Origin of the sequence: Brooklawnia sp. (assembly GCF_032229645.1) — a bacterium.
Lineage (GTDB): Bacteria > Actinomycetota > Actinomycetes > Propionibacteriales > Propionibacteriaceae > Brooklawnia.
In genome coordinates this window covers 43,047-59,471 of record NZ_JAVTWX010000046.1, presented here as the reverse complement: position 1 = coordinate 59,471, position 16,425 = coordinate 43,047, and the positions used below count along the sequence as shown (strand labels likewise).

The following is a 16,425-nucleotide window of genomic DNA, read 5'->3' as shown; positions in this document are numbered from 1 at the left end:
TGCACGTTCGCTGGCTATTCGTCGGAGCCGGAGCGCCGCAGCACTTCGCTCAGCCGATCGGCGGCGGCCATCACGGCCGGTGCGTGCAAGCGTCCGGGCTGGCGGCTCAACCGTTCGATTGGGCCCGAGACCGACACTGCGGCGATCACCTTGCCGCCGGGGGAGCGCACCGGAGCGCTCACCGAAGCCACTCCGGACTCGCGTTCGGCCACCGACTGCGCCCAACCGCGGCGCCGTACTCCGGTGAGTCCGACCGCAGAGAAGGTCGCGTTCACCAGGCCGCGCTGCAGGCGGTCCGGCTCCTCCCAGGCCAGCAGCACCTGTGCCGCCGATCCCGCGCTCATCGAGAGCTGGCTGCCGACCGGAATCGAGTCCCGCAGACCCGAGGGCCGGTCGGCCGCGGCCACGCAGACCCGGATGTCACCTTGCCTGCGATATAGCTGTGCGGATTCGCCGGTGATATCGCGCAGCCGGGCCAGGATCGGGCCGGCGGTCGCCAACAGCCGGTCCTCGCCGGCCGAAGCAGCCAGTTCGGCCAGCCTGGGGCCGAGCACGAAGCGGCCCTGCAGGTCGCGGCCGACCAGGCGGTGGTGTTCCAGCGCGACCGCCAGCCGGTGCGCGGTCGGCCGGGCCAATCCGGTCGACTGCACCAGCCCGGCCAGTGTCATCGGGCCTGACTCGAGTGCGGCCAAGACCATCGCTGCCTTGTCGAGTACCCCGACCCCAGAGGATTCGTCCATACTCTGAGACTAACATCTCATTATTTGAACAGCAATGTCATCATGGACGCATGGGAAGAACTCTGAGCGAAAAGGTCTGGGACGATCACGTCGTACGCTCTGCTGCCGGCGAGCCTGACCTGCTCTTCATCGATCTGCAATTGTGTCACGAAGTCACTAGTCCGCAGGCGTTCGAGGGCCTTCGGCTGGCAGGACGCCAAGTGCGTCGTCCTGAGCTTACGATTGCCACGGAGGATCACAACACTCCCACGGTCGACATCAGGAAGCCGATCGCTGACCTCGTGAGCCGGACCCAGGTCGACACGCTGCGCAAGAACGCCAAGGAATTTGGCATTCGCATTCACTCCCTGGGCGATCGCGATCAGGGCGTCGTCCACATCATCGGCCCGCAGCTGGGCATCACTCAGCCGGGTATGACGATCGTTTGTGGCGACTCTCACACCTCCACCCACGGCGCTTTCGGCGCACTGGCGTTCGGCATCGGTACCTCAGAGGTCGAGCATGTGCTCGCCACCCAGACGCTGATGCAGGCCAGGCCGAAGACGATGGCCGTCACCGTCGAAGGCGAACTGCCCCAAGACGTAACCGCCAAGGACATCGTGCTGGCGCTCATCGCCAAGGTCAGCACCGGCGGCGGCCAGGGCTACATCGCCGAGTATCGCGGCTCCACCATCCGAGGTCTGTCGATGGAGGGCCGCATGACGATCTGCAATATGTCGATCGAATGGGGCGCCAAGGCAGGCATGATCGCTCCGGACGAGACGACATTCGCCTACCTCAAGAGTCGCCCGCATGCTCCCGAAGGCGCCGATTGGGACGCTGCAGTGGAGTACTGGAAGACGCTGCGCACCGACGATGATGCAGTCTTCGACACCGAGGTCGTCATCGATGCGAGCAAGCTCACCCCCTTCGTCACCTGGGGCACCAACCCCGGCCAGGGCGTCGGTCTGGGGGCCAGCGTCCCGAACCCCGAAGAATTCGACGACGAGGTGGCCAAGGCATCGGCGCAGCGCGCGCTGGAGTACATGGGGCTGGCGGCCGGCACTCCGATGCGCGGCATCTATGTGGATACGGTCTTCCTGGGCAGCTGCACCAACGGTCGTATCGAGGATCTCCGGTTGGCCGCAGGTGTCATCAAAGGCCGCAAGGTAGCCGATGGCGTCCGGATGCTGGTCGTGCCGGGATCGGCCCGAGTGCGGGAGCAGGCGATGGCCGAGGGCCTCGATCAGATCTTCACCCAGGCCGGAGCCGAATGGCGGGAGGCCGGGTGCTCGATGTGCCTGGGCATGAACCCCGACCAGTTGGCTCCGGGTGAACGTTCCGCCTCCACCAGCAACCGCAACTTCGAGGGACGACAGGGCAAGGGCGGGCGCACTCATCTGGTGAGCCCGGCCGTTGCCGCGGCCACCGCGGTGACCGGTCATCTGGCCGCCCCGTCGGATCTGTGAGAAGGACGAATCACATGGACAAGTTCAACAGTCACACCGGGATCGTGGCGCCGCTGCGGCGCAGCAATGTCGACACCGACCAGATCATTCCGGCGGTCTACCTGAAGCGCATCACGCGCACCGGCTTCGAGGACGGTCTGTTCGCCGCATGGCGCAAGGACCCCGAATTCTTGCTCAACCAGCCGGCCTTCCAGAAGGCCTCGGTGCTGGTTGCGGGTCCCGACTTCGGCACCGGCTCCTCGCGCGAGCACGCGGTCTGGGCGTTGCAGAACTACGGCTTCAAGGTCGTCATCGGCTCCCGCTTCGGCGACATCTTCCGCGGCAACTCCGGCAAGGCCGGCCTGCTGATCGCCACCGTCGACCAGTCGATCGTCGAGAAGCTGTGGGCCTACGCCGACGCCAACCCGGGCGCCGAGGTGACCGTCGATCTGCCGAGCCGTACCATCACCGCCGGCGATGACGTCTACGCCTTCACGATCGACGACTACACTGCGCAGCGGCTGCTCGAAGGCCTGGACGACATCGCGGCAACCCTGCAGCACGAGGACGATATTGCCGCCTATGAGGCCAAGCGTCCGAGTTTCAAGCCGAAGACCCTGCCCGCGAAGGTCGCCGGCTGATCGGGATCCGATGCCGCACCAGTCACGCCACATCGCCGCCCGTCTTGCCACGCGGGCGGCGACGTGTTTGCCTCGGCCACGGCCGGGCATGATGGGACCGTGAGTTCTTCGGTACCGGTCAAGCGGCTTTATCGTGGTGAGCTCGGCCGGGTCAACGTCGAGCCGACGAATCGCACCTTTCGCACGCTGGTCCCCGGCGTCCACCGGCTCGCCCGGATACTCACCCAAACCCCTACCTGGCGAGGCGGCGAGCGGCTGCCCGCGACCGGCCCGGCGATCATCGTCCCGAACCACATCAGCTCACTCGATCCGGTGCTGGTCGGCGAATTCCTGGCCTACAACGGGCGTTGGCCGCACTTTCTGGCCAGGGCGAACCTCTTCGATCTACCGGTGCTCGGTGCCCTGCTGAGGGATGCGGAGCAGATCCCGGTACAACGGGACGGCAGGCAGGCCGGCGATGCACTCGGCGAGGCGGCCAGGAGTTTGCAGGCAGGCCAGGTGATCGTGATCTACCCCGAGGGCACCATCACCTTCGACCCGGACGAGTGGCCGATGGCAGCGCACACCGGCGCTGCCCGGCTGGCACTGGCGAGCGGTGCCCCCGTCATCCCGATCGGCCAGTGGGGGGCGAGCTTTGCTCTGCCACCCCGCAAGATCAGGCCGTTCACGTTGCGGCGTGCCGCCGTCACGATCGACTGCGGGGCGCCGGTGGACCTCAGCGAGTTCGCGGGCGGGGCGGACGACCGGCACGCTGTGCGCGCCGCGTCAGTTCGCATCATGGACGCCATCACCGCACAGGTGGAGCTGGCCCGCGGCGCGAAGGCCCCGACCGGCCGCTGGCAGCCGAGGCTGAAGCGGCGGGTGCCCAGGATCGAGGCAGTGAGTTGATCTGCCCGCCGAGGCCGAAATGCTCCGATGTAGTGTGAACGCAGTTTCCGCGGAAGGAAGACGATGCCAGCAGCCCGTACCCGTGTAGCCCTGATCTTCGGTGGTCAGAGCACAGAACATCAGATCTCCTGTTTGACAGCGGCAGGGGTCGCGAAGGCCATCAACACCGACCGTTTCGAGGTCTACGGCATCGGGATCTCGCCGTCGGGCATCTGGCACCGGATGAGCATCGATGAGATCTCGGCGCTGCGAGCCGAGGGCCGTAAACTTCCCGAGTTGGACGATCACCTGCCCTCGGCGAGCCTGATCCGCGAGGCCGACGGCGTCCGATTGATCAACTGCGATGGTTCGGGTCAGCCGGTCGATATCGACGTGGCGCTGGCCGTGCTGCACGGGGCATACGGCGAGGACGGCACCATTCAGGGTCAGCTCGAGATGCTCGGTTTGCCCTATGTCGGCTCTGGTGTCGCCGCCAGCGCCATCGGCATGGACAAGCATCTCATGAAGGTCTCCCTGGTCAGCGCCGGATTACCGGTCGGACCCTACGAACTGATCACGGCACGCCAGTGGGATACCGATCCGCAGGCCTGCTGCGCGCGCATCACCGGCTCTGTGCAGTTCCCCGTCTATGTGAAGCCTGCCCGTGGCGGTTCATCGGTGGGCATCTCGCGGGTGAGCGATCCGTCCGGGCTGGCCGAGGCCATCGAGCAGGCCCGCGGCTTCGATCCCAAGGTGATCGTCGAGGAGGGCTTCCTCAACGCGCGCGAGGTCGAGTGTGCGGTGCTGGGCCCGCTGACAGCAGGTGGCGACGTGCGGACCTCGCGTCCAGGTGAGATCGTCGTCCACACCGAATCGGCGTTCTACGATTTCGATGCCAAGTACCTGCCCGAGGGGCAGGTCGACTTGAAGATCCCGGCAGAGCTGCCGGCCGAGATCGAGCAGCAGGTCCGGCGGGTGGCCGCCGAGTGCTTCACCTGCTTGGAGGTCGAAGGCCTCGCTCGGGTCGACACCTTCGTGACCTCGGACGGCGAGGTCATCATCAATGAGATCAACACGATGCCCGGATTCACCGAGCTTTCGATGTTCCCGAGCCTGTGGCAGGTCACCGGTCTCGACTATCGCGACCTCATCACCGACCTGATCGAGCAGGCTTTGACCCGCCCGAACTCGGTCATTCGGTAGTTTGTCGTCATGACTTCTGGCAGCGCCCAAAACGAGACTGTCGGGGATCTCGGCGAGTTTCCCCTCATCAGCTTGATCACCCGCAATCTCGCCCTGCCGCCCGCGGTTTCGGTTGGTCCGGGCGATGACTGCGCCGTCTATCTGATCAACGGCTCGGCGCTGACGACCACTGACATGCTGATCGAGGGCGTCCATTTCCGACGCAGCTGGTCGAGCCCTGCCGAGATCGGTCACAAGTGCGTCGCGGTGAACCTGGCCGACGTGGAGGCCATGGGCGGCACACCGGTGGCGATGGTGATCAGTCTGGGGCTGCCTTCAGATCTGCCGGTCACCTGGGTCAAGGAGTTCATGACCGGGGTCCGCGAGGAGGCCGAACTGGGCGGAGTCGCGCTGGTCGGAGGCGATATGACATCGGCGCGCGACATCACCATCTCGGTCACAGTGATCGGCGAGACCGGTGGCCGTGGGCCGGTGCTGCGATCAGGTGCCCGGCCGGACGATGTTGTCGCCGTGCGCGGACGGCTCGGCTGGGCGGCCGCAGGCCTGGCAGCGCTGCTGCGCGGCTTCCGGTCGCCTCGAGCGGCAGTGGATTCCCAACGTGCTCCTCAGGTGCCCTACGGCGCCGGACGTCAGGCCGCCGAGGCCGGCGCGTCCGCGATGATCGACGTCTCGGACGGCCTGCTCGCCGATCTCGGGCATATTGCCGAGGCCAGCGAGGTCTCGATCGACCTGGATTCGGCGCGGTTCACCGTGGCCGATCCGGTGCACGCTGTCGCCTCCGCGCTGAATGCCGACCCGCTCGGGTTCGTGCTCGGCGGCGGCGAGGATCACGCCATGGCCGCCACCTTCGCACCCGGCAAGGTACCTGACGGCTGGGATGTCGTCGGGCTGGTGGGCCACGCCGATGAGGAGACTGGTCCGGTCGTGTTGGTGGACGGCGCGCAATGGGAAGGCGACAAAGGCTGGACGCATTTCCGCTCGTGAACACGGGGATCGTGACTGCCGTGCGGAGTTGACCGGCGTGGGAATCCCCGGGTGTGCATTGAGCCTGCGGTAATCTGCCGACATGGTGACCAGCGCGTCTTCCCCGGCGCGGTCTCGCGGTTCATCGTCCAGCTCCAGCAGCAGGACGTCGAAACCGAGTTCGCGCGCGTCCGGAAGCTCAAAGAAACCAGCGTCCAGAAGAACCAGCCGGACGCAGACTCCGGCGACCCCTCCGAACCCGGTTGGGCGGGTGCTGTCGGGGATCTGGAATGGCACCGCGCGTGGCTTGGGCAGGCTTGCCCGCGGCGTCGGAGACACGCATCAGGCCGATTCCGCGCTGCGTCGCGATGGCGTCGGCCTGGGACTGTTCTGCCTGGCCGTGATCGTGGCCGCATCCTTCTGGCTGGCCATTCCCGGACTGCTGGGGGAGTGGGTTCGCATCGGCGTATCCACCGTCGTCGGCCTGAGCGGCTACGCACTGCCCGTGCTGCTGGCCTTGATGAGCTGGCGCACGCTGCGCAACCCGGAGGCCAACGGACCGGCCGGACGCCAGTTCGTCGGCTGGACGATTCTCGGCTTCGGTGTGCAGGGCGTGGTCAATCTGGCTCACTCGCCGCTGCCTGCGCCTTCGGACATGGAACTGCTGCGCGGCTTCGGGGGTATCGTCGGCTACGTCGCGTCCTCGATGATGACCCAGCTGATGCCGCTGTGGCTGGCCGCCTTCGTGCTCTCGCTGATCGGCTTGTTCGGGCTGGTCATCGTCGTCGGGCGTCCGCTCTACGAGTGGGCGGCGCTCGCGCAGCGCGTGGCAGGCTGGTTCGCAAGCCGATTCGCCGCCGGTCGCGATGCCGCTGCCGAGAAGCTGCACTACGGTGTGGACGAGGCCTATGACACGCCCCTGGTGGGGCACCGGGAACCTTCGACCAGGATCGACGAGCCGGCCGCGATCGAACCCGGCAGCGCCGAAGGTGTTTTGGCGGAGCACGAGACGAGCGAGTTCCTGGCCCCGGAGCCACCGCCGGTACGGCCCGGCCGGTCCAAGACCAAGGTCACTGCCGGATTGGCGACCGCCGAACCCGAGCCCCCCGTCGAGCTGGAGGCCCCACCACATACGGCGGCACCGCAGCGTTCGGAGCAACTCGCGCTGTCGGGCGATGTCGTCTACACGTTGCCGGATCCTGCCATGCTGAAGGCCGGCACGATCCCGAAGGCGCGTACCGAGGCGTCCGATGCAGTCGTCGGACGACTGAGCGATGTCTTCACCGAATTCGATATCGACGCACGAGTCACCGGCTACACCCGCGGGCCGACGGTCACGCGCTACCAGGTCGAGGTCGGCAACGGAGTCAAGGTCGAGAAAGTCACCGGTCTGTCGAAGAACATCGCCTACGCCGTCGGCTCGGCAGATGTGCGCATCCTCAGCCCGATCCCGGGGCGCTCGGCCATCGGCATCGAGATTCCCAACCGGGACAAGGAGGTCGTGTCCCTCGGCGATGTACTGCGCAGCCAGAAGGCCCGCAACGATCATCATCCGCTGACCGTCGGCCTGGGCAAGGATGTCGAGGGCGGCTACGTCATCGCCAACATCGCCAAGATGCCGCATCTGCTGGTCGCCGGCGCCACCGGTTCAGGCAAGTCGAGCTTCGTGAACTCGCTGATCACCTCGATCATGATCCGCTCCACGCCCGACGAGGTGCGCATGATGCTGGTCGACCCCAAGCGGGTCGAACTCAACCAGTACGAGGGCATCCCGCACCTGGTCACCCCGATCATCACCAACCCGAAGAAGGCAGCGGACGCGCTGCAATGGGTGGTGCGCGAGATGGATCAGCGCTACGACGACCTGGCGGCATTCGGCTTCCGGCATATCGATGACTTCAACAAGGCCGTCCGCGGCGGCCAAGTGCAGCTGCCTCCGGGCAGCGAGCGGGTGCTGGCTGCCTACCCGTATCTGCTGGTAGTGGTCGACGAACTCGCGGACCTGATGATGGTGGCTCCACGCGACGTCGAGGACTCGATCGTGCGCATCACCCAGCTGGCCCGCGCCGCAGGTATTCACCTGGTGCTGGCGACTCAGCGTCCATCGATCGATGTGGTGACCGGTTTGATCAAGGCGAACGTGCCCAGCCGTCTGGCGTTCGCAACCAGTTCGATGACCGACTCGCGGGTCATCCTCGATCAGCCCGGTGCCGAGAAACTGGTCGGCCAAGGCGATGGGCTCTTCTTGCCGATGGGTGCGTCCAAGCCGATGCGCGTGCAAGGGGCCTGGGTGACAGAGGCGGAGATCCGCGAGGTTGCCGAATACCTGAAGACCCAGCTGACCCCGCAGTATCGCCCGGACGTGGCCGCCGCTGCGGAGGCGGCCCCGAAGGTGGCTGAGGACATCGGTGACGATCTGGAACTGGTGCTGGACGCTGCCAGGCACATCATCGAGTTGCAGCTGGGTTCCACCTCGATGCTGCAACGCAAGCTGAGAGTGGGCTTCGCCAAGGCCGGACGTATCATGGACATCTTGGAGAACCGTGGTGTCGTCGGCCCGTCCGAAGGCAGCAAGCCGCGAGAGGTTCTCGTCAAGCCCGACGATTTGGATGAGGTGCTCGCCAATCTGGCGAACGGATCATGACGACTGCAGTCCACCTGGTGAGCCTCGGTTGCTCACGAAACGACGTTGACTCCGAGGAACTTGCTGCCCGGCTGGACGCCGAAGGCTTCTGCCTGGTCGATGACCCCGACCAGGCAGAGGTCATCATGGTCAACACCTGCGGATTCATCGAACAGGCCAAGAAGGACTCCATCGACACCCTGCTGTCCGCGGCCGACCACAAGGCCTCCGGGCAGGCCCGGGCCGTTGTCGCTGTCGGGTGCATGGCCGAACGCTATGGCAACGAGTTGGCAGCGGCATTGCCCGAGGCGGACGCGGTGCTGGGCTTCGACTCCTATCCCCAGATCGCCGCGAAGCTGCGGACGATTCTTGCCGGTGGGCACGTCGCTTCGCATGAACCCAAGGACCGTCGCACGCTGCTGCCGTTGATGCCCGCTGCCCGCCAGGCGGCTGCCCATGACATGCGGGCGCCGTTGGCCGTGCCCGGTCATGGCGCATCGCGGCTGGCGTTGGATACCGCAGATCGTGACGCGGACCATCGTCCGCTGCTGGGACCGCCGGTGCTGCGCCGCAGGCTGCACGGCGGACCGTTCGCTCCGCTGAAGATCGCCTCGGGCTGTGACCGCAGGTGCGCCTTCTGCGCGATTCCGTCATTCCGCGGCTCGTATCTGTCGCGCCCGGCCGATGAGATCATCGCCGAGGCCCATTGGCTGGCCGGCGAAGGCGTCAAAGAGATCATGCTGGTGAGCGAGAACTCGTCGTCCTACGGCAAGGATTTGGGCAGACCGCGGGCATTGCCCGATCTGCTGGAGCGGTTGACCGAGGTGGACGGTTTGGAGTGGATCCGGGTCAGCTACCTGCAGCCGGCCGAAATCACCCCGGAGATCTTGAAGGCGATGGCCTGCGTGCCGAAGGTCGTGCCCTACTTCGATCTCTCCTTCCAGCACGCATCCGGGCCGCTGCTACGCCGGATGCGGCGCTTCGGCGACGCCGAGCAGTTCTTGAACCTCATTTCGCGGGTGCGTGCGCTGGCGCCACAGGCGGGTATCCGCAGCAACTTCATCGTGGGCTTCCCCGGTGAGACCGACGACGATGTGCAGATCCTGGCCGATTTCCTCGACGAAGCGCAGCTGGATGTTGCCGGAGTCTTCTCCTACTCACCTGAGGACGGCACCGAAGGCGCCACCATGGACGGCGGGCTCGATCCGGACGAGATCGACGAGCGTCACGAGGCGATCAGCTCGCTGATCGATGAGGTCTGCAATCAGCGGGCCGCGGACCGGATCGGTGAACGCGTGCAGGTGCTGGTCGAGAACACCGATGACGGCGAGATCAGCGGACGCGCTGCCCATCAGGGGCCGGAGGTCGACGGCACGACCTCGCTGATAGCTGTGGATCGGCCCGCGATCGGTGACCTCGTGGACGCGGTGGTGGTCGGCAGCGAGGGTGTCGATCTGATGGCCGAGGTGGCCTAAGAACCCGGCCGCGACCAGTAGAGTTTCAACGGCGGCACCGACGGCGGGGCCGGGGAGGAGCAGGCATGAGCCAGGCTGATGGTGGCAAGCCCGAGAAGTTACTGGGATTCACCTGGAATGTGCCGAATGCACTGACCATTTTGCGGATGGTACTGGTGCCGGTCTTCGTGGTCGTCTTCCTGATGCACCCGCACGACCAGGGCTGGAGGCTTTGGGCGACGGTCATCTTCGTGGTCGCGATCCTCACCGACAGTCTGGACGGTCATATCGCCCGCAAATATGACCTGGTCACCAACTTCGGCAAGATCTGGGATTCGATCGCCGACAAGGCGCTGACCGGGATGGCATTCGTTGTGCTGTCGGTCGTCGGTGAGCTGCCGTGGTGGATGACCATCATCATCTTGTTGCGGGAGTGGGGGATAACCGCGCTGCGCTTCGCGATCCTCAAGTACGGCGTGATGGCGGCGAACCGCGGCGGCAAACTCAAGACTTTGGTGCAATCGTTCGCGTTGATCGCATTCGTGCTCTGGCTGCCCGGCCTCGGCGTGTGGTTCGAGGTCATCAAGTGGGCGCTGATGTGGATCGCGTTCGTGCTGACGGTGGTCACCGGTATCGACTATCTCTTCGAGGCGAGCAAACTGCGCAAGGCGTCGCTCGAGGCCGGCGGACCGGTCGATATCAGCAAGGGTGTCGCCGACGAGGTCGAGCTGCCAGAGGCTCCAGAAGCACTCCCCGACGACGGCGAGCATCTGGGATGACTCGGCCGAACACGAGCCCGTCCGCTGGTCCGCCGGACGCGGCAGTAGAGCAGCTGACGCCGACGGCAGCTCAGACCATTCAACTGCTGCTGAACCGCGATTGCACGGTGGCCACCTGCGAATCGCTCACCGGCGGCGGTATCGGTGTCGCGTTGACTTCGGTGGCAGGCGCCTCGGCGGTCTTCCGAGGCGGACTGATCACCTATGCGTCCGACCTGAAAGCGAGCCTGGCAGGTGTGGACGCCGAGTTCATTGCCGAACATGGGGTGATCAACGAGCACACCGCTAAACAGATGGCGGTCGGTGCGGCCTGGAACTGCCGGGCCGATGTCGGTGTGTCATGCACAGGAGTCGCCGGTCCCGACGATGAAGACGGTGAGGCGCCCGGGACCGTCTGGCTGGGGCTGGCACTGCCGCCACGATGGGACGACCCGATCAGGGCGCGGCTCTTGAGCCTGGAGGGTGATCGCGGGCAGATCCGCGCGCAGACCATCGCGTCCGCATTGACCTGGCTGAACGAGTGCTTGCGCGAGCCCGCGCACGGTTGATGGAAACTAGTTGAATTCTGGACGGAATAAACGGGCGGGCGCTTCGCGTTGAGTGTTCGTCTGCGCTCGACTTAGGGCGCCTGTCTGGGAGGCTACGCGATGGCTGTGTTGGCTCGTGAATTGCTTGGTGAGGTGTTGCGCTCGGAGCGGATCCGTCAAGGACGCACGCTGCGTGAGGTCTCCTTGGCCGCTCGGGTAAGTCTGGGATACCTGTCTGAGGTTGAACGGGGCCAGAAAGAGGCCTCCAGCGAGCTGCTGCAGTCGATCAGTCAGGCCTTGGGCGTACCGCTCTCGCAGGTCTACGCCGCAGTGGCCGAACGTTTCAGTGAGGCCGATCTGCGCCAGGCTGCATTGGCGGCCTGAACCCCGCTCGATAGTTGTTGACGGCGTCGTGTCCTTCGAGGACGCGGCGCCGTTATCAGTGTCTGCTGAAGATGGACGAACACCGGCCGCGCCCGCATCAGCATCTCGCGCGGTCATGCTCGATCGCACTATGACCGGTCGGCCGGTCAGGGTCCTGGTACGCGGCGCCGTTTGCGGAATCCCTGCGGAACCATCGCGAAACCGGCGTCGGTGAGGTCCGCGCGCAACTCGCGGACCTCCAGCGCGGGGCGGCCGTTGATCCGTTCGATGGTGATGTCGTCGATGCGGCCGTCGTCGATCGTGTCGGCGAGGCATCGCAACGCCTCGCCGAGCAGCGGGTCACCCGGGGGTTTGGCGACCATCAACGTGTGCGCGCCGCGTTCCAGATAGCCGATCAGTTCTCCTTCGGCAAGCAAGACCATCGATCCGGCCCCACGATTGGGACGGTGTCCCTCGAGCTGCGGCCAGCCCAATGCGGCGCCATAGGGATTTGCCGGATCGCAGGAAGCCAAGACCAGTACCGAACTACGCGCTGTCGCTCTGCCCCCGGTCGCCGATCCTTGCTCCCGCAGTCGCTCGACCGCCCCGGGAAGAGCGAACTGCGCCCCACCCAGTCCGTCAACGAAATAGCCGCGGCGGATGGCGCCGCGCTCCTCCAGTGCCGACAGCACCTGGTATGCCTGCGCGAAACTCGGCACCAGGGCTTCGCTGGCCACAGCGGGTTTGGTGAGCACGCCGTGGCGTCCGAGCAGCAGACCGACGTCTTGCACGAGCTGATCGGTGGGGCTGAGTTCACCTCTGGGAAGCGCGGCCCACCGCGTGCTGGCACCCGGGCGCGTGGGAATGACGATCGTGCGCGGAAGCATCCGGCGGCGGGGACTGGGCGCCCGCATTCGTCGTTGCACTTTCTGGCCGCACCACTGGCGGACGACAGCGAACGAGTCCGTGGCGATCCAGCCGGCCCAGGCGAGCTCCCAGATCAACCGCTGCGCGTCGGCTTCGGTGAGGTCGTCGTCGGCCAGGTCGGCGGCCCGCCATGCGCCGCCGCTGCTCAACCGCTCCAGTAGCGCCACCGCGGTGGCGCTGGGCAGTTCGTCGATCGCAGGCAGCCCGACGTCACCGGGCCATAGCTGCACCCAGCCGTCCGTGTCTGAGATCTGCCCACGCCCGCTCCAGCGGACGGCGCCATCTGACAGCAACTCGTCGAGCATCTCCGGGCGGTAGTCGGCCACCCGGGCGGGCAGTACCACCGATTCGAGAATTGACGCCGGGATCGGTACCCCGGCCAGCTGATCGATGGCCGCGCTGAGCGTTCCCACGCCTGTTCCAGCGACATCCAGCTCCTGCCAACTGGTCAGAAAACCCGCGAATGCCTGCTGGCCCACCGGTTGCACACTGCGCCGCAGCCGAGCCAGCGTCCGGTGTTTCAGGGCGTCCAGAACGCGCCGGTGAATGAAGCGAGGCGCTGCACCGGGTTCGGCCTGCCCGTATCTGGTGAGCTCCCCGGTCGCGCAGAGCACATCGAGGCCCGCACGGATGACCCGTTCGCCGATACCGAAGCGCTCGCTGAGTTGAGTCGGCCAGACCAGCACGTGATGCCTCGACCAACGTTCGCAGAGCCGCTCGACCGCGCTGGGCGTCAGCTCGGCCCGTGGACACCGATCGTCGCCGTGCGTGGGCGCGAGCCAATCCAGGTCATCGGTGACCACCCACATGCACCCGTCGCCGGGACCGGTCCGGTTCGATTCGCGCGAAGGAACGTCGAAGCTCAGCCGGCTGACTCGTCCTTGCTCGGCCAGCCCGGTCAGCCAATCGGTGACGCCGGTGGCGGGGGAGCAACGTTCGGCGAGCTCGACAGCGGTCAATGGGCCGATCCTGCGGAGCAGATCCCACAGTTGTTCGGCATCGCCGGCCTGCCAGCCCGGGGCCAGTCGTTGCAGCTCGTCATTGAGCTCGTCCGCGATCGCCGGATCGAAGAGATCGCCTTCGCCGCCGCGGCCCAGCAACTCGTCCAGCATCGTCGGGTCGAGACTCAGCGCAGCCAGCCGCCGCTCGGCCACCGGCTGATCGCCGTCGTAGATGAACGTCCCGACGAGTCCGAAGACCAACTGCTGAGCGAACGGGGATGCCTGTTCGGTCTCGATCCCGACCACCCGGATTCGCCGCGCTTGGATCGCGCCGAGCAGGTCCAGCAGGCCGGGCATGTCGAAGACGTCGTCGAGACACTCGCGGATGGCTTCCAGAGTGATCGGAAAGTCGGGGTATTCGCGGGCTACCTGAAGCAGTTGGGCCGCCCGTTGACGCTGCTGCCACAGCGGCGAACGCTTACCCGGATTGCGTTTGGGGAGCAGCAGCGCGCGTGCCGCGCATTCCCGGAACCGTGCCGAGAACAGCGCGGACGCGCCCACCTCGCGCTCGACGAGCTGCTGAACGCTGGTCAGATCGATTCCGGTGAGGATCTCAGCACCGGGAGGTTCGGCGTCGGTGTCGGGCACCCGCAGCACGATGCCGTCGTTGGTGCACATCACCTGCGGGTCGGCTTCGTAGCGTTCGCGCAGCTGGCTGCGGAGCAGCATCGACAGCGGCGTGAGCACCGCGCTACCGACGCTCGTCAGTACGCAGACTCGCCAGTCGCCGAGTTCGTCGCGAAACCGCTCGACGACGATCGTGCCGCTGTCGGGCACCGCGCCGGTGGCGGCCAGCTCATCGCGGACATAGCGCACCAGATTGCTGGTGGCAGACGCGTCCAGGCCAGCGCGGGCCGGTAGCTGTGCCACGCAGCCGTCCGGGTCGGTGGCGAGCCGGCCGGTCAGCTCCCCGATAGCCTCGCCGAGCTCGATCGGGCGGGAAGCCGAGTCGCCGTGCCAGAACGGCAACCGTCCGGGAGCCCCGGGCGCCGGACTGACGACCAGGTGGTTGACTGTGATCTCTTCGATGCGCCAACTGGTCGTGCCGAGGGTGAAGACATCGCCCACTCTGGATTCGTAGACCATCTCTTCGTCCAGCTCGCCGACCCGGCGTCCGGCATTGGCCCGTTCGCCGGTGCCGCTGGCGCTGCCTGCCAGATATACCGGGTAGTTGCCGCGATCGGGGATCGTCCCTCCGCTGATGGTGACCAGCTGCCGGGCCCCCGGCCTGGCCGACAGCACTCCGGTCGTGGCGTCGAGCGCGAGGCGGGGGCGAAGCTCCGCGAACTGCTCACTGGGATAGCGACCGCACAACATATCGACGACCGCGTCGAATCCCGAACGCGGCAACTCACGGAACGGATCGGATCTACGGACCAGATCGAAGATCTCGGCCGGCCGTTGCGGACGGATCAGGCAGATCGAGACGAGTTGCTGCGCCAAGACGTCCAGTGGGTTGCGCAACCGCGGCAGCGCCTCGATCAACGCCTGCTTCATACGGTCGACGACCACGGTGCATTCCAGCAGATCGCCACGTGAGGTCGGAAAGAAGACGCCACGGCTGACCGCGCCCACGCCGTGCCCCGCTCGTCCGATGCGTTGCAGGGCGCTGGCCACCGATCCGGGTGCCTGAGCTTGAATCACCAGATCGACCGCACCCATGTCGATGCCGAGTTCGAGCGAAGAGGTGGCGACCACGCAGGGCAGCCGTCCGGCCTTGAGCTCGGACTCGATCTCGAGCCGGCGGTGCTTGCTGACCGAGCCGTGGTGGGCCCGGGCGACGATGGGTACCCCAGACGATTCGTCATAGCCGGGACTCGAACCGGACCGCGCGGTGGCTACGTTCGGTGGATCGAACTGGACATAGGGCTCGCCGTGGCGCATCGCGTTCAGTTCGTTGAGCTGGGCGGTCAGCCGCTCGGCGCTGCGCCGTGAATTCACGAAGCAGATCGTCGATCGGTGCTGCTCGATGAGGTCGAGAATGCGGGGCGTGACCCAGGTCCAGATCGAGTTGGTGACGGCCTCGCCGTCGGTGCCAACGCTGGCATGCAACTCGGTCATGTCGTCGACCGGCACCTCAATGCTCAGCTGCCACTTCTTGTTCGAGGGCGGCTCGATGACGCTGACCCGGCGATCCCCGCCCAAGAAGCCGGCCACCTGCTGAACCGGATTGACGGTCGCCGATAGTCCGATGCGCTGCGGATCGACACCGGCGGACGACAACCGTTCCAGGCTGACGGCCAGGTGCGCGCCGCGTTTCGTCGCGGCCAGTGCATGAACCTCATCGACGATGACGGTTTCGACCTGGGTGAGTGTCTCGGCCGCGCCGCCGGAGAGCATCAGGAACAGCGACTCGGGAGTCGTTATCAAGATGTCGGGAGGATGACGCACCAGGCCGCGGCGCTGGCTGGCCGGCGTGTCTCCCGACCGCACTGCCACCCGCACCTCGGGGGGTGGCAGCCCGAGCCGGCGTGCGGCGGCTTGCATGCCGCGTAGCGGGACACGAAGGTTGCGCTCCACATCGACCGCCAGTGCCTTCAACGGCGAGATATAGAGCACCCGCACCTTGCCGCTAGCGGGAGTGGTCGCAAGTCTGTCCAGACTGTGCAGGAAGGCGGCGAGTGTCTTGCCGGACCCGGTGGGGGCGACCACCAGCGCGTGCTCGCCGGCACCGATGGCCTGCCATGCTGCGCATTGCGCGGTGGTCGGACGCTCGAAGGCTTCCTCGAACCAGACGCGGGTGGGCTCGCTGAACCGAGCCAGCGCGTCGGGGGAAACCGTGTCGTCCATGCAGTCATTGTGACCATGGCCACTGACAAAAACCGATCCTCGCAGCAGATCGGGCGGGTGATGACCGCACACGGCAGGCAAAGGCACCGGGCGGACCACGGTTTCAGCCTGAATCCGGCG

12 protein-coding genes are annotated in these 16,425 nt (G+C 66.3%); 10 read left to right on the top strand and 2 right to left on the bottom strand.

The window, feature by feature from the left end; all coding sequences use genetic code 11:
- Positions 1-14: 14 nt before the first annotated feature.
- Positions 15-740, bottom strand: coding sequence for an IclR family transcriptional regulator (locus AAFP05_RS03245; protein ID WP_341728421.1), 726 nt, complete (start codon positions 738-740; stop codon positions 15-17).
- Between the two features lie 50 nt (positions 741-790).
- Between AAFP05_RS03245 and leuC the strand changes: the two genes are divergently transcribed.
- The 10 genes from leuC (at position 791) to AAFP05_RS03195 (ending at position 11,608) form a co-directional block, all read left to right on the top strand.
- Complete coding sequence (gene leuC, locus AAFP05_RS03240) at positions 791-2,188, top strand: 3-isopropylmalate dehydratase large subunit (protein ID WP_341728420.1); 1,398 nt, start codon at positions 791-793, stop codon at positions 2,186-2,188.
- 14 nt (positions 2,189-2,202) lie between these two features.
- Complete coding sequence (leuD, locus tag AAFP05_RS03235) at positions 2,203-2,808, top strand: 3-isopropylmalate dehydratase small subunit (protein ID WP_341728419.1); 606 nt, start codon at positions 2,203-2,205, stop codon at positions 2,806-2,808.
- 99 nt (positions 2,809-2,907) lie between these two features.
- Positions 2,908-3,696: a lysophospholipid acyltransferase family protein gene (locus tag AAFP05_RS03230; RefSeq protein WP_341728418.1), complete on the top strand. Its 789-nt coding sequence runs from the start codon at positions 2,908-2,910 to the stop codon at positions 3,694-3,696.
- A 63-nt stretch (positions 3,697-3,759) separates the two neighbouring features.
- Positions 3,760-4,878 (top strand): D-alanine--D-alanine ligase family protein, encoded by a 1,119-nt coding sequence (locus tag AAFP05_RS03225; RefSeq protein WP_341728417.1) that lies wholly within the window; start codon positions 3,760-3,762, stop codon positions 4,876-4,878.
- A 9-nt stretch (positions 4,879-4,887) separates the two neighbouring features.
- Positions 4,888-5,862 (top strand): thiamine-phosphate kinase, encoded by a 975-nt coding sequence (locus tag AAFP05_RS03220; RefSeq protein ID WP_341728416.1) that lies wholly within the window; start codon positions 4,888-4,890, stop codon positions 5,860-5,862.
- A gap of 82 nt (positions 5,863-5,944) precedes the next feature.
- Positions 5,945-8,485, top strand: a complete 2,541-nt coding sequence (locus AAFP05_RS03215) for a DNA translocase FtsK (protein ID WP_341728415.1) — start codon at positions 5,945-5,947, stop codon at positions 8,483-8,485.
- Entirely contained in the window at positions 8,482-9,939 is a 1,458-nt protein-coding gene (gene rimO / locus AAFP05_RS03210) for a 30S ribosomal protein S12 methylthiotransferase RimO (protein ID WP_341728414.1), read from the top strand. The genes AAFP05_RS03215 and rimO overlap by 4 nt, the downstream gene beginning before the upstream one ends.
- Before the next feature lie 65 nt (positions 9,940-10,004).
- Complete coding sequence (pgsA, locus tag AAFP05_RS03205) at positions 10,005-10,697, top strand: CDP-diacylglycerol--glycerol-3-phosphate 3-phosphatidyltransferase (protein WP_341728413.1); 693 nt, start codon at positions 10,005-10,007, stop codon at positions 10,695-10,697.
- Complete coding sequence (locus AAFP05_RS03200) at positions 10,694-11,245, top strand: CinA family protein (RefSeq protein WP_341728412.1); 552 nt, start codon at positions 10,694-10,696, stop codon at positions 11,243-11,245. The genes pgsA and AAFP05_RS03200 overlap by 4 nt, the downstream gene beginning before the upstream one ends.
- A gap of 99 nt (positions 11,246-11,344) precedes the next feature.
- Positions 11,345-11,608, top strand: coding sequence for a helix-turn-helix transcriptional regulator (locus tag AAFP05_RS03195; RefSeq protein WP_341728411.1), 264 nt, complete (start codon positions 11,345-11,347; stop codon positions 11,606-11,608).
- A gap of 146 nt (positions 11,609-11,754) precedes the next feature.
- Here the strand turns inward: AAFP05_RS03195 and AAFP05_RS03190 are convergent, their stop codons facing one another.
- Positions 11,755-16,305, bottom strand: coding sequence for a DEAD/DEAH box helicase (locus AAFP05_RS03190; RefSeq protein WP_341728410.1), 4,551 nt, complete (start codon positions 16,303-16,305; stop codon positions 11,755-11,757).
- Between the last annotated feature and the right edge of the window lie 120 nt (positions 16,306-16,425).

What these genes read in the sequence shown, in the direction of transcription:
- AAFP05_RS03245 (WP_341728421.1), bottom strand. Translation starts at nt 740, where the DNA reads ATGGACGAATCCTCTGGGGTCGGGGTACTCGACAAGGCAGCGATGGTC.
- leuC (WP_341728420.1), top strand. Translation starts at nt 791, where the DNA reads ATGGGAAGAACTCTGAGCGAAAAGGTCTGGGACGATCACGTCGTACGC.
- leuD (WP_341728419.1), top strand. Translation starts at nt 2,203, where the DNA reads ATGGACAAGTTCAACAGTCACACCGGGATCGTGGCGCCGCTGCGGCGC.
- AAFP05_RS03225 (WP_341728417.1), top strand. Translation starts at nt 3,760, where the DNA reads ATGCCAGCAGCCCGTACCCGTGTAGCCCTGATCTTCGGTGGTCAGAGC.
- AAFP05_RS03220 (WP_341728416.1), top strand. Translation starts at nt 4,888, where the DNA reads ATGACTTCTGGCAGCGCCCAAAACGAGACTGTCGGGGATCTCGGCGAG.
- AAFP05_RS03215 (WP_341728415.1), top strand. Translation starts at nt 5,945, where the DNA reads ATGGTGACCAGCGCGTCTTCCCCGGCGCGGTCTCGCGGTTCATCGTCC.
- rimO (WP_341728414.1), top strand. Translation starts at nt 8,482, where the DNA reads ATGACGACTGCAGTCCACCTGGTGAGCCTCGGTTGCTCACGAAACGAC.
- pgsA (WP_341728413.1), top strand. Translation starts at nt 10,005, where the DNA reads ATGAGCCAGGCTGATGGTGGCAAGCCCGAGAAGTTACTGGGATTCACC.
- AAFP05_RS03200 (WP_341728412.1), top strand. Translation starts at nt 10,694, where the DNA reads ATGACTCGGCCGAACACGAGCCCGTCCGCTGGTCCGCCGGACGCGGCA.
- AAFP05_RS03195 (WP_341728411.1), top strand. Translation starts at nt 11,345, where the DNA reads ATGGCTGTGTTGGCTCGTGAATTGCTTGGTGAGGTGTTGCGCTCGGAG.
- AAFP05_RS03190 (WP_341728410.1), bottom strand. Translation starts at nt 16,305, where the DNA reads ATGGACGACACGGTTTCCCCCGACGCGCTGGCTCGGTTCAGCGAGCCC.